11 protein-coding genes, 1 tRNA gene and 2 pseudogenes are annotated in these 13,496 nt (G+C 67.8%); 6 read left to right on the top strand and 8 right to left on the bottom strand.

Translation table 11 applies throughout. The annotated features are described in order from the left end of the window. Positions 1 to 175 precede the first annotated feature (175 nt). The 3 genes from DWA33_RS23055 to tsaD are packed head-to-tail and all read right to left on the bottom strand — an operon-like array spanning position 176 to position 2,694. The gene (locus DWA33_RS23055; RefSeq protein WP_114360835.1) at positions 176 to 589 is read right to left on the bottom strand and encodes an EVE domain-containing protein; all 414 of its coding nucleotides are present in this window, start codon (positions 587 to 589) and stop codon (positions 176 to 178) included. Between the two features lie 2 nt (positions 590 to 591). Next, positions 592 to 1,581 carry an NAD(P)H-dependent glycerol-3-phosphate dehydrogenase gene (locus DWA33_RS23050; RefSeq protein WP_114360834.1) on the bottom strand — a complete coding sequence of 330 codons (990 nt, stop codon included), beginning with the start codon at positions 1,579 to 1,581 and terminating at the stop codon, positions 592 to 594. A 39-nt stretch (positions 1,582 to 1,620) separates the two neighbouring features. Then, complete coding sequence (gene tsaD / locus DWA33_RS23045) at positions 1,621 to 2,694, bottom strand: tRNA (adenosine(37)-N6)-threonylcarbamoyltransferase complex transferase subunit TsaD (RefSeq protein ID WP_114360833.1); 1,074 nt, start codon at positions 2,692 to 2,694, stop codon at positions 1,621 to 1,623. Positions 2,695 to 2,936: 242 nt separating this feature from the next. On the opposite strand from tsaD, the gene DWA33_RS23040 reads away from it, so the two are divergent. From DWA33_RS23040 to DWA33_RS23025, 4 genes are all read left to right on the top strand, one after another. After that, positions 2,937 to 3,683 (top strand): uroporphyrinogen-III synthase, encoded by a 747-nt coding sequence (locus DWA33_RS23040; protein WP_114360832.1) that lies wholly within the window; start codon positions 2,937 to 2,939, stop codon positions 3,681 to 3,683. A 51-nt stretch (positions 3,684 to 3,734) separates the two neighbouring features. After that, positions 3,735 to 5,141: a COG4223 family protein gene (locus DWA33_RS23035; protein WP_114360831.1), complete on the top strand. Its 1,407-nt coding sequence runs from the start codon at positions 3,735 to 3,737 to the stop codon at positions 5,139 to 5,141. A gap of 8 nt (positions 5,142 to 5,149) precedes the next feature. After that, complete coding sequence (locus DWA33_RS23030) at positions 5,150 to 6,865, top strand: heme biosynthesis protein HemY (RefSeq protein WP_114360830.1); 1,716 nt, start codon at positions 5,150 to 5,152, stop codon at positions 6,863 to 6,865. Positions 6,866 to 7,022: 157 nt separating this feature from the next. Beyond that, positions 7,023 to 7,098, top strand: a tRNA-Thr gene (locus DWA33_RS23025). Positions 7,099 to 7,586: 488 nt separating this feature from the next. On the opposite strand, the gene DWA33_RS23020 is transcribed toward DWA33_RS23025, so the two are convergent. Then, positions 7,587 to 8,369 (bottom strand): HAMP domain-containing protein, encoded by a 783-nt coding sequence (locus DWA33_RS23020; RefSeq protein ID WP_114360829.1) that lies wholly within the window; start codon positions 8,367 to 8,369, stop codon positions 7,587 to 7,589. An 853-nt stretch (positions 8,370 to 9,222) separates the two neighbouring features. On the opposite strand from DWA33_RS23020, the gene DWA33_RS23015 reads away from it, so the two are divergent. Both DWA33_RS23015 and DWA33_RS23010 read left to right on the top strand, forming a co-directional pair. Continuing rightward, positions 9,223 to 10,005, top strand: coding sequence for a cobalamin B12-binding domain-containing protein (locus DWA33_RS23015; RefSeq protein WP_244601379.1), 783 nt, complete (start codon positions 9,223 to 9,225; stop codon positions 10,003 to 10,005). 179 nt (positions 10,006 to 10,184) lie between these two features. Then, a complete protein-coding gene (locus DWA33_RS23010; RefSeq protein WP_114360827.1) occupies positions 10,185 to 11,270 on the top strand; it encodes a phytanoyl-CoA dioxygenase family protein in 1,086 nt (361 codons plus the stop codon). 28 nt (positions 11,271 to 11,298) lie between these two features. Here the strand turns inward: DWA33_RS23010 and DWA33_RS23005 are convergent, their stop codons facing one another. The 4 genes and pseudogenes from DWA33_RS23005 to DWA33_RS25800 form a co-directional block, all read right to left on the bottom strand. After that, on the bottom strand, positions 11,299 to 12,597 hold the full coding sequence (locus DWA33_RS23005) for a RuBisCO large subunit C-terminal-like domain-containing protein (protein WP_114360826.1): 1,299 nt from the start codon (positions 12,595 to 12,597) through the stop codon (positions 11,299 to 11,301). Positions 12,598 to 12,712: 115 nt separating this feature from the next. Beyond that, positions 12,713 to 13,135 (bottom strand): secondary thiamine-phosphate synthase enzyme YjbQ, encoded by a 423-nt coding sequence (locus tag DWA33_RS23000; RefSeq protein WP_114360825.1) that lies wholly within the window; start codon positions 13,133 to 13,135, stop codon positions 12,713 to 12,715. Between the two features lie 100 nt (positions 13,136 to 13,235). Further along, positions 13,236 to 13,415 (bottom strand): annotated as a pseudogene (locus DWA33_RS22995) (integrase core domain-containing protein); the annotation flags it as partial. After that, a pseudogene (locus DWA33_RS25800) lies at positions 13,394 to 13,496 on the bottom strand (integrase core domain-containing protein); the annotation flags it as partial. The pseudogenes DWA33_RS22995 and DWA33_RS25800, both read right to left, overlap by 22 nt.

Genomic DNA, 13,496 nt, shown 5'->3' with positions numbered 1-13,496 from the left:
AGATGTAAAGGTGGGGGCCTGCGAGGCGGAGCGAGCCGCCCAACACCACGTCATCGCCCGCGCAGGCGGGCGATCCAGTATCGGAGAGAGCCCGAGGTCGATCACGAATGCCCTGGAATACTGGATCCCCCGCATCCGCGGGGGATGACATCACAATAGTCAGGGCACCTTGGGGCTAAAGCCCGCCCATTTTGCAGACCAGCTTCCACTCCTCGGCCGTCACCGGCTGCACCGAGAGGCGCGAGTATTTCAGCAGCGCCATGTCGGCGAGGCGGGGCTCGGCCTTGACGGCGGCGAGCGTCACCGGGGTCTTCAGCGGCTTGTCGGCCTTGATGTCGACGCAGACGAATTTGCCGCTGGCATCGGTCGGGTCCGGATAGGCCTCGCGGATGATCTCGGCGATGCCGACGATCTCCTTGCCCTCGTTGGAGTGATAGTAGAACGCGCGGTCGCCGCGCCGCATCGCCACCATGTGCAGCTTGGCGGAGTGATTGCGTACCCCGGTCCAGGCTTCGCCTTCGGCGCCCTTGGCGACCTGCTGGTCCCACGACCACACCGACGGCTCGGATTTCACCAGCCAGTACGCCACGTCTATTCCTCCGCCTTCAGCGGCCGCGTCAGCAATCCTTCGATCGCCGCCTCGACGCCGAGCTTGCCGTCGAGGATCGCGGCGACCGCGGCCGAAATCGGCATCTCGACGCCCTTGGCCTGAGCCATCTCCATCAGCACCGGCGCGGTGAAGAAACCTTCGGCGAGCTTGCCGTGCGAAGCGGTGTCGATGCTCTCGCCGCGGCCGAGCGCGGCGCCGAACGAGAAGTTGCGCGATTGCGACGTGCCGCACGTCAGCACCAGATCGCCGAGCCCGGACAGGCCGTGCATGGTCTCGATCCGCGCGCCGTAAGCCCTGCCGAACCGCACCAGTTCGGCGAAACCACGCGTCGTCATCGCGGCGAGCGCCGAAGCGCCGAGCTTCTTGCCCTCGACGATGCCGGCGGCGATCGCCAGCACGTTCTTGGTAGCGCCGCCGAGTTCGACGCCGCGCACATCGGTCGAATGATACGGGCGGAAGCTGCCGCAATTCATCGCCTGCGCCAGCGCCTGCGCGCAGGCCGCATCGGTGGCGGCGATCGTCACCGCGGTCGGCAGGCCGCGGGCGACATCGGCGGCGAAGCTCGGCCCCGACAGGATCGCCGGAATCGCGGCCGGCGCGCATTCGGCGATGATCTCGGTCATGAACCGGTGGGTGCCGTGCTCGATGCCCTTGGCGCAGGCGACCAGCGGCGTCTTCGGCGCGATCAGCGGCTGCAGCGACGTCGCCACCTGGCGCAGCACCTGCGCCGGCACCACCAGCAGCAGCGCGTCGGCGTGCGCCGCTTCGGCCAGATCGCGCGTCACCCGGATCGACGGCTCCAACGTTACGCCGGGCAGAAACCGGCTTTCGCGCGCCGCGGCCAGATGCTCGGCATTGCCGGGGTCGTGCTCCCACAGCGTCACGTTTCGCCCGGCCCGCGCGGCGGTCTGCGCCAGCGCGGTGCCCCAGGCGCCGCCGCCGAGCACGGCAATCGAATTCAACGAACTCATCGCAACATCATCCAAGCCACCAACACAGCATTGCCGGCCTTAGAACCCGGCGCGCGTGTTGGCAAATTTCGCCGGCGCGGTGGCGCCAGCGTCGAGCAGCCAGCGCGCGCGCGGCGCGGTATCCATCGGGTCGGTGAGGCCGAGCGCCAGCCGTTCGGCACCGGCCCAGGCGATCATCGCGCCGTTGTCGGTGCACAGCGCCGGCGGCGGCACGATCAGCGTGGTCTGCGCTTTCGCGGCGACCTCGCGCAGCATCCGGCGGATCGCCTGGTTGGCGGCGACGCCGCCGGCCGCGACCAGCGCCTTCGGCGGCCCGAACCGCTCCTTGAACAGCCGCAGGCCGGCACCGAGCCGGTCGGCGACCGAGTCCAGCACCGCAGCCTGGAAGCCGGCGCACAGATCGGCGATGTCCTGCGGATCGAGCGGCGTCAGCTTGCCGGCCTCGTTGCGCACCGCCGTCTTCAGCCCGGACAGCGAGAAATTGGCATCCTGACGTCCGAGCATCGGACGGGGAAACGCGAAGCGGTTGGGATCGCCGGCTTCGGCCGCGCGTTCGACCTGCGGGCCGCCGGGGTAGGGCAGGCCGAGCATCTTGGCGATCTTGTCGAACGCCTCGCCGACCGCGTCGTCGACCGTGGTGCCGAGCCGGGCATAGTCGCCGACGCCGAGCACCGCCACGATCTGGGTGTGGCCGCCGGAGGCGAGGAACAGGCAGTAGGGAAACTCGACCGCATCGGTCAGCCGCGGCGTCAGCGCATGGGCTTCGAGGTGATTGACCGCGATCAGCGGGGTGCCATGTACCAGCGCGATCGCCTTGGCGGTCGTGAGACCCACGATCACGCCGCCGATCAGTCCGGGTCCCGCGGCCGCCGCGACGCCGGACAGCCCGGCAAACGCCACGCCGGCCTCGTTCATCGCCGCCGCAATGATGCCGTCGAGCACGTCGACATGGGCGCGCGCCGCGATCTCCGGGACGACGCCACCGAACGGCGCGTGCTCGTCGGTCTGGGAACGTACGATATTGGAGAGAAGCCTGCCGCTGCCGTCGGCGCGACGCTCGACCACAGCGGCTGCGGTTTCATCGCAGGTGGTCTCGATCCCCAGCACCAGCAAGGCTTGTTCACTAGTCAAATTGAGCCCTTGCGTTTGCGCCCGAACCGGCGTTCTCCTTGCCTCGCGTAGCATTGCGGGGTCTTGGAATGCAATCATCCCCTTGGCGCCCTGCGGCCCCGGCAGATTGCGTGGGAGCAGCGAAGCGGGGCGCTGCGACGCGACCGGTTTTCACGCGGCTCAGGGTCATGCGGCCGGGCTACATCGGATTCAGTTTCATCAACCAACAGGCGAGGACGTAACGCGTGGCTTTGCTCGTCACCCGCCCGCAACCCGACGGCGACGCGACCGCGAAGACGCTGCGCGCCAAGGGCTATGAGGTGTTGCTGGCGCCGATGCTGCGGTTCGAGCCGGTGCCTTTCCCGGACGATCCCGACGCGCGTTACACCGGGGTGATCGTCACCAGCGCCAATGCGCTGCGTGCGCTGGAAGGACAGCCGGTGTTGGCGCGGCTCTTGGATCTGCCACTGTTTGCGGTCGGCAAGCACACCGCCCGCAAGGCGCAGGATGCCGGATTCAGCAACGTCATCGTGGCCGACGGCGATGCCGCCAAGCTCAGGATCAAGATCCGCGACAGTCTTCGCGGGACAGACAAGCGCGCCGGCGCGTTGCTGTATCTGGCGGGCGCCGATCTGTCGCGGGACCTCGCCGGCGAATTGCGCGAAGATGGCTTCGAGGTCGTGATGCAGACCGCCTACAGGATGGTGCCGGTGCCGAGCCTGCCCGCCGATATCTGTGATGCCTTCGCAGCCAACGGGATCGAAGCGGTGCTGCACTACTCGCGGCGCAGTGCCCGGGCTTTCGTGGACGCAACGCGGACCTCCGGCATCGAAATCTCGGCGCTGGCGATCCCGCAGTGCTGCCTGTCGGAGGCGGTCTCCGAGGTGGTGCGCGAGGCCGGCGCCAACCAGGTGATGGTGGCGCGGAAGCCGGACGAAAAAGCGCTGCTCGAAGCGCTGGATCGGGCACTCGGCCCGGCCAAAGTGAGTTGATGCGGCGCCGGACCGCCGGCACCGACAGGTAGCGACGAGGAAAATCCAAGGATGGTCGAGAACAGGCCCGAACACGAACAGGCCGCGGAACCGGCCGAGCATTCCCAGCCTTCGGCCGAGGAGACGAGCGCTGCGGCTCCCGGGTCCGAGGCGGGAGCGCCGGCGGAGACGACGCCCGACACCGAGCCGGCACGCGGACCGGAGCAGGCGTTCGATATCGCCGCCGATCAGCGTGAGCAGGCCGAACAGGCGGCCGGGCTGCCGGAACCGGAGTTCGCCACCACCACCGCCGCAGCCGACGCGTCGGCAGGTGCGCACAGCTCGGCACCGCCGCGGAGCAGCATCGCGTCGCTGATCCTGCCGCCGGTACTGACGATTGCGATCGCCACGGGCCTCGTGGTCGGCGCCGCCAAGATGGGGCTGCTGCCGCAATTCCTGGAGACGACCAGCGTCACCGCTCCGCAGGCCGATCCCGCCGCGCTCGACGCCCTGAACGCCAGGATCGCCAAGCTCGAAGCCGCCCCGGCCGGCGGCGCAGCGGCGGCGCCGGGCGACCGCGCCGCCCTGGAAGCGCTGGCGATCCGGATCACCAATCTCGAAGCGCAGCCGAAAGCCGCGTCCGATGCGGCAGGCGCGCCGGATGCGGCAGCCGCCGGCCGGATCGACGCGCTGGAGAAGACGATCGCATCGCTGCGCGACGAGGTCGGGGCGCTGCGCGGCCAGGCCGATCAGCTCGCCGCCGCCGTCAAGGAGCTGAAGGCAGCGCCGGCCGGCGCAGGGACCGAAGCCGCCGGCCAGCCGGGCTCGGCCAGCGCCGACCAGAGCGCCGCGCTGGAGCAGACCACCGCTGCGCTGGCAGCCCTCGATCGGCGCCTCGGCGCACTGGAGACCGCCGCCAAGGCTGACGCCGAGAAACCAGCGGCCACGGCGGCTCCGGCCGAAGACGGCGCGCTGCGCCGCGCCGTCGCCGCCACCCTGCTCGACCTCGCCGTCAGCCAGGGGAATCCGTTCGAGGCTTTGCTCAAGGCCGCGAGGCCGCTTGCGCCGGATCCATCCGCGCTGAAGCCGCTGGATCGATTCGCCGCCACCGGCGTTCCGAGTGCGGGTGCGCTGGGCGAGGAGCTGATCGAACAGCTGCCCAAGCTGCTGCCGGACAGGACCAGCTCGAACGCGAGTTTCATCGACCGGTTCACGGCCAATGCCGAGCGGCTGGTCAAGATTCAGCGCTCCGACGCGGTCGAGGGCATCGATCGCACGGCGGTCATCGGCCGGCTCACCGCCGCCGGCAAGCAGGGCGACATCGCGGCCGCGCTGAAGGAGCTGAAAGCGCTTGCGCCGGACGACCGCGCTCCTGTTCAATCCTGGATCGACAAGGCCGAGGCGCGCGACCAGGCGCTCGCCGCGTCTCATCAATTCGCCACCGCAGCGCTCGGGGCGCTGCAGAAACCGTCGCCATAGGTCTGCTCATGCTGCGCATCGTCCTGTTTCTTGTGATCATCGCGCTCGCGGCGGCGGGCGCTGCCTGGGTGGCCGAACAGCCCGGCGAGGTGGTGCTGTCGTGGAACGACTGGCGGGCGTCGATGACCCTGCCGGTGTTCGCACTGGTACTCGGCGGCGCCATCGTGGCCGTGATGCTGGCCTGGGCGATCATTCTCGGGGTGCTGCGCGCACCCGGCTGGATGAAGCGCGGCCGCAGCTCGCGGCGCAGCGCCCGCGCCCGCAACGCCATCACCCAGGGCCTGCTCGCGGTCGGCCATGGCGACAGCAGCGCGGCACGCGCCCACGCCAACACGGCGCGGCGCCACGCTCCGCACGATCCGCTGGCGCTGCTGCTGCAGGCGCAGTCGGCGCAGCTCGAAGGCGATCGCGAAGGTGCGCGCCGTGCGTTCCTGGCGATGGCCTCGCGCAAGGACACCAAGTCGCTCGGCATGCGCGGGCTGTACATCGAGGCGCAGCGCGCCGACGATCCCTATGCGGCGCTGGCGATTGCCGAAGAGGCCCTGCGTCTGCAGCCGAACTGTGCCTGGGCGTCTCAGGCGGTGCTCGGCTTCCGCTGCGCCCGCGCCGACTGGACCGGCGCGCTGGAGATCCTCGAGCGCAATCTGTCGGCCGGGCTGATCGACAAGAAGGCGTTTCGCCGGCAGCGCGCGGTGCTGCTGACCGCGCGGGCGATCGATCTGGAGGAGAGCGACGAGAGCGTGGCGCGCGACAGCGCGCTCGAAGCCAACAAGCTGGCGCCGACCCTGGTGCCGGCGGCGGTGCTGGCAGCGAAGTACCTCGCCGAGGCCCATCAGGTCCGCCGCGCCATGAAGGTGATCGAGGCCGCCTGGCAGGCGCAGCCGCATCCCGACCTGGCTTCGACCTATGCCAACCTCAAGCCGGGCGACACCGCGAGCGCGCGGCTCGGCCGGGTTGAAAATCTTGTCGGCAAGGGTCCGCAGCAGCTCGAAAGCGCGGTGGCGGTCGCCCGCGCCGCGATCGATGCCGGGTCGTTCAGCCGTGCCCGCGCGGTGCTCGAACCTTATTTGGAGATGCCCACCCAACGAGTCGCGATGCTGATGGCGGAGATCGAGCACGGCGACCGGGGCGACACCGCGAAGGCGCGGGCCTGGACGTTGCGAGCGGTGCGCGCCCTGCACGATCCGGTGTGGACCGCCGATGGCTACGTGTCCGAGCATTGGCGGCCGGTGTCGCCGGTCACCGGGCGGCTCGACGCCTTCCAGTGGCAGGTGCCGGTTTCGGCGCTGCCGTCGAACAAAGCGGTGGTGGTCGAGGACAAGTTCCACGATGCGCTGATCGCCTCGGCCACCGCCGAGGCGTTGCCGGCCGCAGAATCGTCGGAGGCGGTCACGGTCACGGTCGAAGCCGCTCCTGAGGCGCCGATCGTAACACCGAAGGAAACCTCGACACCGCCCGCTGAAGAGCCCGCCAAGTCCGATAAGCCAGCCAAGCCGGCCGAAGCGGCGGCCCAGACGGCCTCGGACACGGTGATCCCGATGTCGTCGTCTGCGGCGCCGCTGTTCCACCGCCGCAAGGAAGCACCGCCGCCGGTAATTCCGATCGTCCGCGCTCCGGACGATCCCGGTGTCGACGAGGAAGCCGCGCCGGAAGAGTTCACCGAGCGTCCGCAGACTCCGACGGGACAAAGCAGCGGCTGGCGCGGCTACCGGCCGCAGCGCTGAGCTGGCCGGCCAAGGTTCGGGCCGGCGCACGACGGCTTCGAGATCTCATCGGCGGGCGCTCCGACCGCCGGTTGTGGCGCTCTGGTTCTTGCCAATCAGGCCGCCGCCCGATATCAGGAGCCGACATTTCGGGGCGTTTCGTCGACGCGCCGCGGTTGCCGCAATAGCTCAGCTGGTAGAGCACGTCATTCGTAATGACGGGGTCGGGGGTTCGAGCCCCTCTTGCGGCACCATTCCGTCTCTGTCCGAACCGGTCCGCTCCGCCCGCGCGACTTTGCATCACCGATGCAGGTTTGCCCCGGCTTCGACCGTGGGTCGGACATTCCTGAAGCAGCAATCGTCGACAGTCGCTGGTCCACAACCCGACGGGTGGATCCCGTCCTGGCTCGTCGCAACGCTTGTCGCGGGCGATCATGTCCTGAGGGGAGCGCGACCACCTGCCTGGCTGCATCGAGCACCCGGCCGGCGCGATTGGAGACATCGCCGACACATTGCTGGTTGGCGGACCGGCGCAGACGGTCGCCGCTTTGCCGCCTGTTGTCGCGGCGGCCATCAGGTCGGCTGATCCAAATAGAAAAGCCCGCGGCGATGCGCGGGCTTTTGTTGGTACCGGCTCACCCGCTGGGTGAGCCTCGATGTGGTGATCTCAACGCGTGGTCTTGATCGTCGCGCCTTCAATAACTCCAGGAGGCGCGTTCAGGGTCGCGAGGCGAGGCGCCGGTCAGGCGCGCTTCGGAACGCCCAGACCGTTGTGTAGCCAGCTGCTCCACGACCGCGACAGCGTCTCGCTGACCGTCCGTCCGTCCGTGAACAACATCTCTCGGGCATTGCTGACGGCCCCCTTCAGATCCATCCACATTTCCTTGAGATTGGCCAGAATGCCGGTTGTGCCGTCGAGTACGCGGTGACTCTTCAGCTTCGCCAGCTCGATCAGCGACTGCTGGATCTTGGCGATCGACCGCGCGATCCGGCCGATTTCATCCGAGCGGCTCAGCGCATGGATGCGGACGCTGGTGTCGCCGGAGGCGAGCCGTTCGACGTCCTTCTCGAGCTCACCGAGCGGCGCCAGCAGGCCGCGCGAAATCCGGGTTCCGACCAGACCGACCACCGCAAACACGACGACACCGGCGAGAAGCAGCATGGTGCGAGCGGCGCCGACGCCGTAATCGGGGGTGGACGTGACCACGGTCTCCGACGCCTGCACCATCAGACCCTGGCCTTCGAACGAGGCCGGCATCACCACGGGTCCGGCATCCTGCTGCATCACCAGCATGCCGACGATGCTGCCGTCCGCGGCGCGGACAGGCGACAGCGTCGCCCCTCCCTGGCCGACCAGACGGTCCAGCGACGCGACCCGCGCCGTCTGCTTGGCGTGGCTATCGGTCACCTTGTGCAAGACCATTTCGCCGACGCCACCGATGGCGACCGAGGCGAACAGCGTAATTCCCAAGACGAGGATCGAAATCTTCTGGGCTAGGTTTCGGTTGGACAGATCGAATTGCATCGTAGTTCTCCAGCTTTCTTCAATTAGGGGCGGCTTGCCCCCTAAGGTGAACAGCGTGAACAACGCTTTACTTATTAACGTTAACCACTCGTTAACTTCCGCGCAGACCTGTTCCGGCTACGCTAAGAAAACGCCTCACGCTGGAACGGTGAACGAGCGACTGGTAACCAGACACTCGTTCTAGAGAATCGCGAATCACCATGAGTCAATTAGCCGTCTAACTCTTTGATTAAACAGGTAGTTGCTCAGCAAGTCACGATCCGTGGAATCAGTTTTGCTCCGATTCGCGCGGCTGTAAATATACAGAGAAGTGCCGGCCGTCGCTTGACCCACGACAATGGAGTAAGCTCGCTTCACTCCTTCGACCGGCGGTAATTTCGACGACGTTCGCTTACTAATTCCCGGCACGCGCCGTGGTGGGCGACTCCGCTGGTGGTGCCGAAGTAACAATCGCCAGCCGGGCATTTCCGCCATCGCCCGACTTCGTCGAACTACTCGGGAGCTCTCGCCGAAGCCCGGCCGATGACCGCCGCGCGACCGGCCGACACTCGATCGCCCAATCGCCTCGGCCCGTCTGCCGCGACCCTATGCCGCTGCGGTCCGGCCGGGAGACGGCGTTCGGCGTTGCCGCCCGCGAACGACGCGGCTGTGCCGTTTTGATTTAGAGCAAAGACGACCGTCCGATTCCGGGCTCCCTTCGCAGCCGCGGCAACGGTGCTGCCGGTTTGTTGACGGGCTGCCAGCCGCGCGAGGCGATCCACTCCCTGCTTCCCCTCGGCAGCGGCGACGGCTCGATCGCATTCGTTCAGCGTCGTTTTCCTGTGTTCGAGGGCAACCAGATCGAGTGCGTGCCGTGCATCCCGAAAGCATTGTCTCGACTGTTATTCCGCATCTCGTCATCAAGCACACCGCCGCCAGGACGCGCACCGCGCAGGATCCGGCGGAAGCCCGAGCTGCCGAACTCGCCCGGCTCCTGATCGCGCCGAATCTCGCCGACGCGTTCGATCTGATCGACAAATCGCTGGCGCGGGCGTCGTCGCCGACCGCGTTGTTCACCGGCCTGTTCGAACCGACCGCCCGCAGCCTCGGCAACCTGTGGAGCGAAGACGCCTGCAGCGAATTCGAAGTCACCATCGGGCTCTGCCACCTGCAGACCGCGATGCGGCGGATCAGTTTCGATCTGTTGTCGGCACCGCTGGCAAGGTCGCAGCCGCGCAGCGTGCTGCTGGTATCGCAGCCGGGTGAGCCGCATTCGTTCTGCGCCGCCTTGCACGCCGAACTGCTGCGTCAGGCCGGCTGGAACACGGTCAGCGAGTTTCCCGACGGCGACCGGGCGCTGATGGATCTGGTCGCCAGCGGCTGGTTCGACGCCGTGAACTTGTCGCTCAGCCCCGCGCTGCGCCGCGAGCATTGGCTGCCGCGCGTGGCCGAAACCATCCGCAAGCTGCGCGCCGCGTCGCGCAATCCGGCGCTGGCCGTAGTCGCGAGCGGCCGGGTGTTCGCCGAGCGCAGCGACGCCGGCGCCCTGGTCGGCGCCGACGCCGCCACGATCTCGTCGGTGCAGATCGAGCGTTGCCTGATGCGCTCGCTGCTCAACCGCAGTGCGCGCCCGGCAGCGAATTTCGCCTGGATCTGACCGCGCCGGTACCGCGCTGTGCTTCACCTTCGAACGGCCGCTTCGGATACCGGAGCGGCCGTTGTGTTTGAGCCGCGCCCGGCGTGTTGGCCGGATTGCCAACTCGCCGGCCTCGCGGCCGACCGCCATATTCCAATCCCGCGTCCGTGCTATCGGCGATGCCTTCAGAGGGGCTGACCATGCAATCCGAAACCAAATCCTATCCGTTCGATCACCTGCCGATGATCGACTACGACGCCCACCCGGCCTATGGCCGCGTGATGTCGATGCCGATGCTGGGCGCGCGGCTGAAGGCGATCACTATCTTCGGCTACGGATTTGTCCTCACCACCGCTCAGCGGATGATCGATGTCGAGCATCTGCCGCGTCCCGCTGAAACCGGCAACCGCTTCGTCACGGTGCTGCGCGGCCTGCCGACCTATCTGCGGCTGATCATGCTGCAGCGGCTCGGCCGATTCAGCGCCGGGTCGGCCTACGCGCCGAAGACCGAGCGCGGCAGCGCGGTATTCGCCCCCCTGGCGCAGGACGGGTTCGCACCGGTGCAGCTCGGCCCCGACAAGATCGTGGAGCTGCGCAAGCAGCTCGATGCCGCGTTCAAATCGCTGGAGCATCGCGTCGCGATTCCAGGCGATCCGGATTCGACCCGCGTCGTGATCGATGCTGCGGCGGCGCCTGAGCTGTACAAATGGTTCAACCAGGTCGCGGCCGACGCCGGTCTGACCGAAGCTGCCAGCGGCTATCTCAAGCGTCCGGTCGGTGTCGGCCGGATCACCGCCGAACTGACCGAGGCGCCGAGCGGCGCATCCGCGAGTCCGTTCGCCGACGTCAGCGTCGACGTCTCGCCGTGCGACGGCTTCAAGGTCGACGGCAGCTATAACGTGGTGAAGATGGTGGTCTATCTCGGCGAGACCGCAGCCGCGAACGGCCCGTTCACCTATGTGGCGGGCAGCAACCGCGCCGGCCGGCGATTCTGGGACGCGATGATCCGCCGCGCCAACGACCTGTGCGGATTGTCCTCGACCCTGCCGACCGCCCGTGAGACGTTCTACGCGTTGCCCGCCGGGCTGCAGCGCAAGGCTTCGTTCGGCGCCGATCTGGTCGCCGACAGCAATTTCACCGCGGCGATTGCCGACAACCAGGTCGAGTTGACCGGCAGCCAGGGCAACGCGGTGATCTACGATCCGGCCGGGATCCATAGCGATGGCGCGCCGACCATGGGGCGGCGCAGCGCCGTGATCGTCACCTTCACCGAACTGCCGCGCTGAGGCGCCGACATACCGCGGCGGGTGCCGGTCAGCGCCCGCCGAACGCCTGCAGCGCCGCCGCAAGCTCCGGATGGCCGGCCGCATGATCGGCCACCGGAATTCCCGCGGCGATCGCGTCCCACGCCTGGCGGATCGAAGCGGCGCCCGCCGCCGGTCCCATCGGATGGCCGAACACGCCCCGCCCCGGCACGAAGCCGAAATCGGCGCTTCCGACCTTGCGATACACGTTCTCCAGCGTCGCCGCCGAGTCGCTGCCGCCCGGCACCGGCAGACACGGCTTGATCGGCCCCATCGGCTCAAGGCAGGCGCGGATGCAGTCGAGCACTTCGTGCTCCGGCGTCATCATCCGCGGCCCGAAGCCGGGCATGATCACCACGTCGAAGCCAGCCAGCCGCTGCAGCCGCGTCATCACCCGGGAGTGGATGCCGTAGTTCGCCAGACGGCTGAACGCGGCGATGAACGGGAAATGCGCCATCAGCGGCACGGTGGCGTGCTTGCGCAACATCCGCACCGCCGACAGGCCCACCGGCATCGCATTGACCAGCAGGGCGCCGGCGCCATTGGCCACCGCGACGTCGTGCAGTTCGACCAGCCGATCGACTTCGTCGGTGATGTTGGCCAGATAGATTTTCGGCACGCCGGTTTCGGCCGACGCACGCCGGCAGGCGTCGCCGAGCAGCGCGGCGCGCTCGGCGAGCGGACACCAGTCGACATCCGCCAGCATCTCGTCGTCCTTGGCGATGTCGAGGCCGCCGCTCCAGCTCTGATAGCCGAGCTCCGCGAACGGCTGCGGCGGCAGTCCGATGTTCGGCTTGATCACGCCGAAGAAGATCGGACGATCGAACGCCTGAAGCCGCTCGCGCAGGCCGGCGATGCCGAAGCGCGGGCCGTCGAACGCGGCCAGATACGCGTCGGGAAACCGGATGTCCTGCAGCCGGATCAGCGGGATCCCGGGCGAGAAGAACACGCCCTCGCCGCACACCGCCGACAACAGATTCGGAATCTTCGCGCCGAAATTGCCGTGCGGATGCGCGATCGTGACGCGGCAGGCGTGGACCGGCCCGCGCGCGGCACATTCCACCGGAATGCTGAAGCCCGAGGGGCGCGGCTCGGCATGCAGCTCCAGCACCTTGGCGGCGAAGCGCGGGCGGAAGTCCTCGTCGAAACCGACCCGGCGCCACTGCGCGGTCGACTGCTCGCTGCACAGATGCGCCGCGGCCTCGCGCGGATCGCCGGCGCATTCGAAGTCGAAATCCAGCTCGATGTAATCGTCGAGATCGAGATCCGCGCGCTTGGCGTAGAAGCCTGCGATGTCGTCCGGCGTCATGGCTGATGACCTGTTTGGTGATATCGCTGCGGTCATACGCGGGCGCAGCCCACGTATCCATCCGTAGCACCCCGTTCTTTCGATGGGGGAGTCGTCGCGCGGGACGCGACTGGCCTTACCCGATGATCTGCAATTCGACGCGGCGTCGCTGACGCGGACCGTCGAGCTCAATGAAGAACACCGACTGCCATTCGCCGAGTACCATCGAGCCGTGCGCGACGGGGATCGTCTCCGACGAGTTCATGAACAGTCCGATCAGATGCGAATGCGCGTTGTCGCGGCCATCGACCGGATCGAGATTGTGCAGATAGTCGCCGTCGCGCGGCACGAAGCGCTTCAGAAAGGTCAGCATGTCGCGCTCGAGCTTCTCTTCGCGCTCGTTGACGTTGATCCGAGCGGTGGTGTGCAGACAGCTCACCGTGACCAGACCGTCCTTGACGCCGCTGCCGGCGACGAAGCGACGAACCTGATCGGTGATGTCGATGAGCTGGATCGGCGCAGTGGTGGCGAGTTCGATGCGGTGACGGAGAATCTGCATGGCGATGTCCTGACCTGGAACCGCAAAGTGTTAGCCCGGCGGGCGTCATGGAGCAACGCAGCAGCGGCGAGTGAGAAGAGCTCGCAATTGTGCGAGTTCACTAATTCGGTGATCGGATTTTTTTGTCGGCGGCGAAGTCCTTCGGGGTTTTGCCGCCGAGGGCCTGGTGGGGCCTGAAGTTGTTGTAATAGACCATGTATTCGAACAACTCGTTGGCGAAGTGGTCGAGGTTGTCGAAGGTGGCTCCGTCGATCACGTCGTCGTCCAGGGTCCGCCAGAAGCGCTCGATCTTGCCGTTGGTCTGGGGGCGGTAAGGCCGAGTGTAACGGTGCACGATGCCGAGCTCGCGCAGCATTGCCTC

It is taken from the genome of Rhodopseudomonas pentothenatexigens (genome assembly GCF_900218015.1).
GTDB lineage: Bacteria > Pseudomonadota > Alphaproteobacteria > Rhizobiales > Xanthobacteraceae > Rhodopseudomonas > Rhodopseudomonas pentothenatexigens.
This window is presented reverse-complemented; position numbering and strand designations above follow the sequence as displayed.

What these genes read in the sequence shown, in the direction of transcription:
- DWA33_RS23050 (WP_114360834.1), bottom strand. Translation starts at nt 1,581, where the DNA reads ATGAGTTCGTTGAATTCGATTGCCGTGCTCGGCGGCGGCGCCTGGGGC.
- DWA33_RS23035 (WP_114360831.1), top strand. Translation starts at nt 3,735, where the DNA reads ATGGTCGAGAACAGGCCCGAACACGAACAGGCCGCGGAACCGGCCGAG.
- DWA33_RS23030 (WP_114360830.1), top strand. Translation starts at nt 5,150, where the DNA reads ATGCTGCGCATCGTCCTGTTTCTTGTGATCATCGCGCTCGCGGCGGCG.
- DWA33_RS23020 (WP_114360829.1), bottom strand. Translation starts at nt 8,369, where the DNA reads ATGCAATTCGATCTGTCCAACCGAAACCTAGCCCAGAAGATTTCGATC.
- DWA33_RS23010 (WP_114360827.1), top strand. Translation starts at nt 10,185, where the DNA reads ATGCAATCCGAAACCAAATCCTATCCGTTCGATCACCTGCCGATGATC.
- DWA33_RS23005 (WP_114360826.1), bottom strand. Translation starts at nt 12,597, where the DNA reads ATGACGCCGGACGACATCGCAGGCTTCTACGCCAAGCGCGCGGATCTC.
- DWA33_RS23000 (WP_114360825.1), bottom strand. Translation starts at nt 13,135, where the DNA reads ATGCAGATTCTCCGTCACCGCATCGAACTCGCCACCACTGCGCCGATC.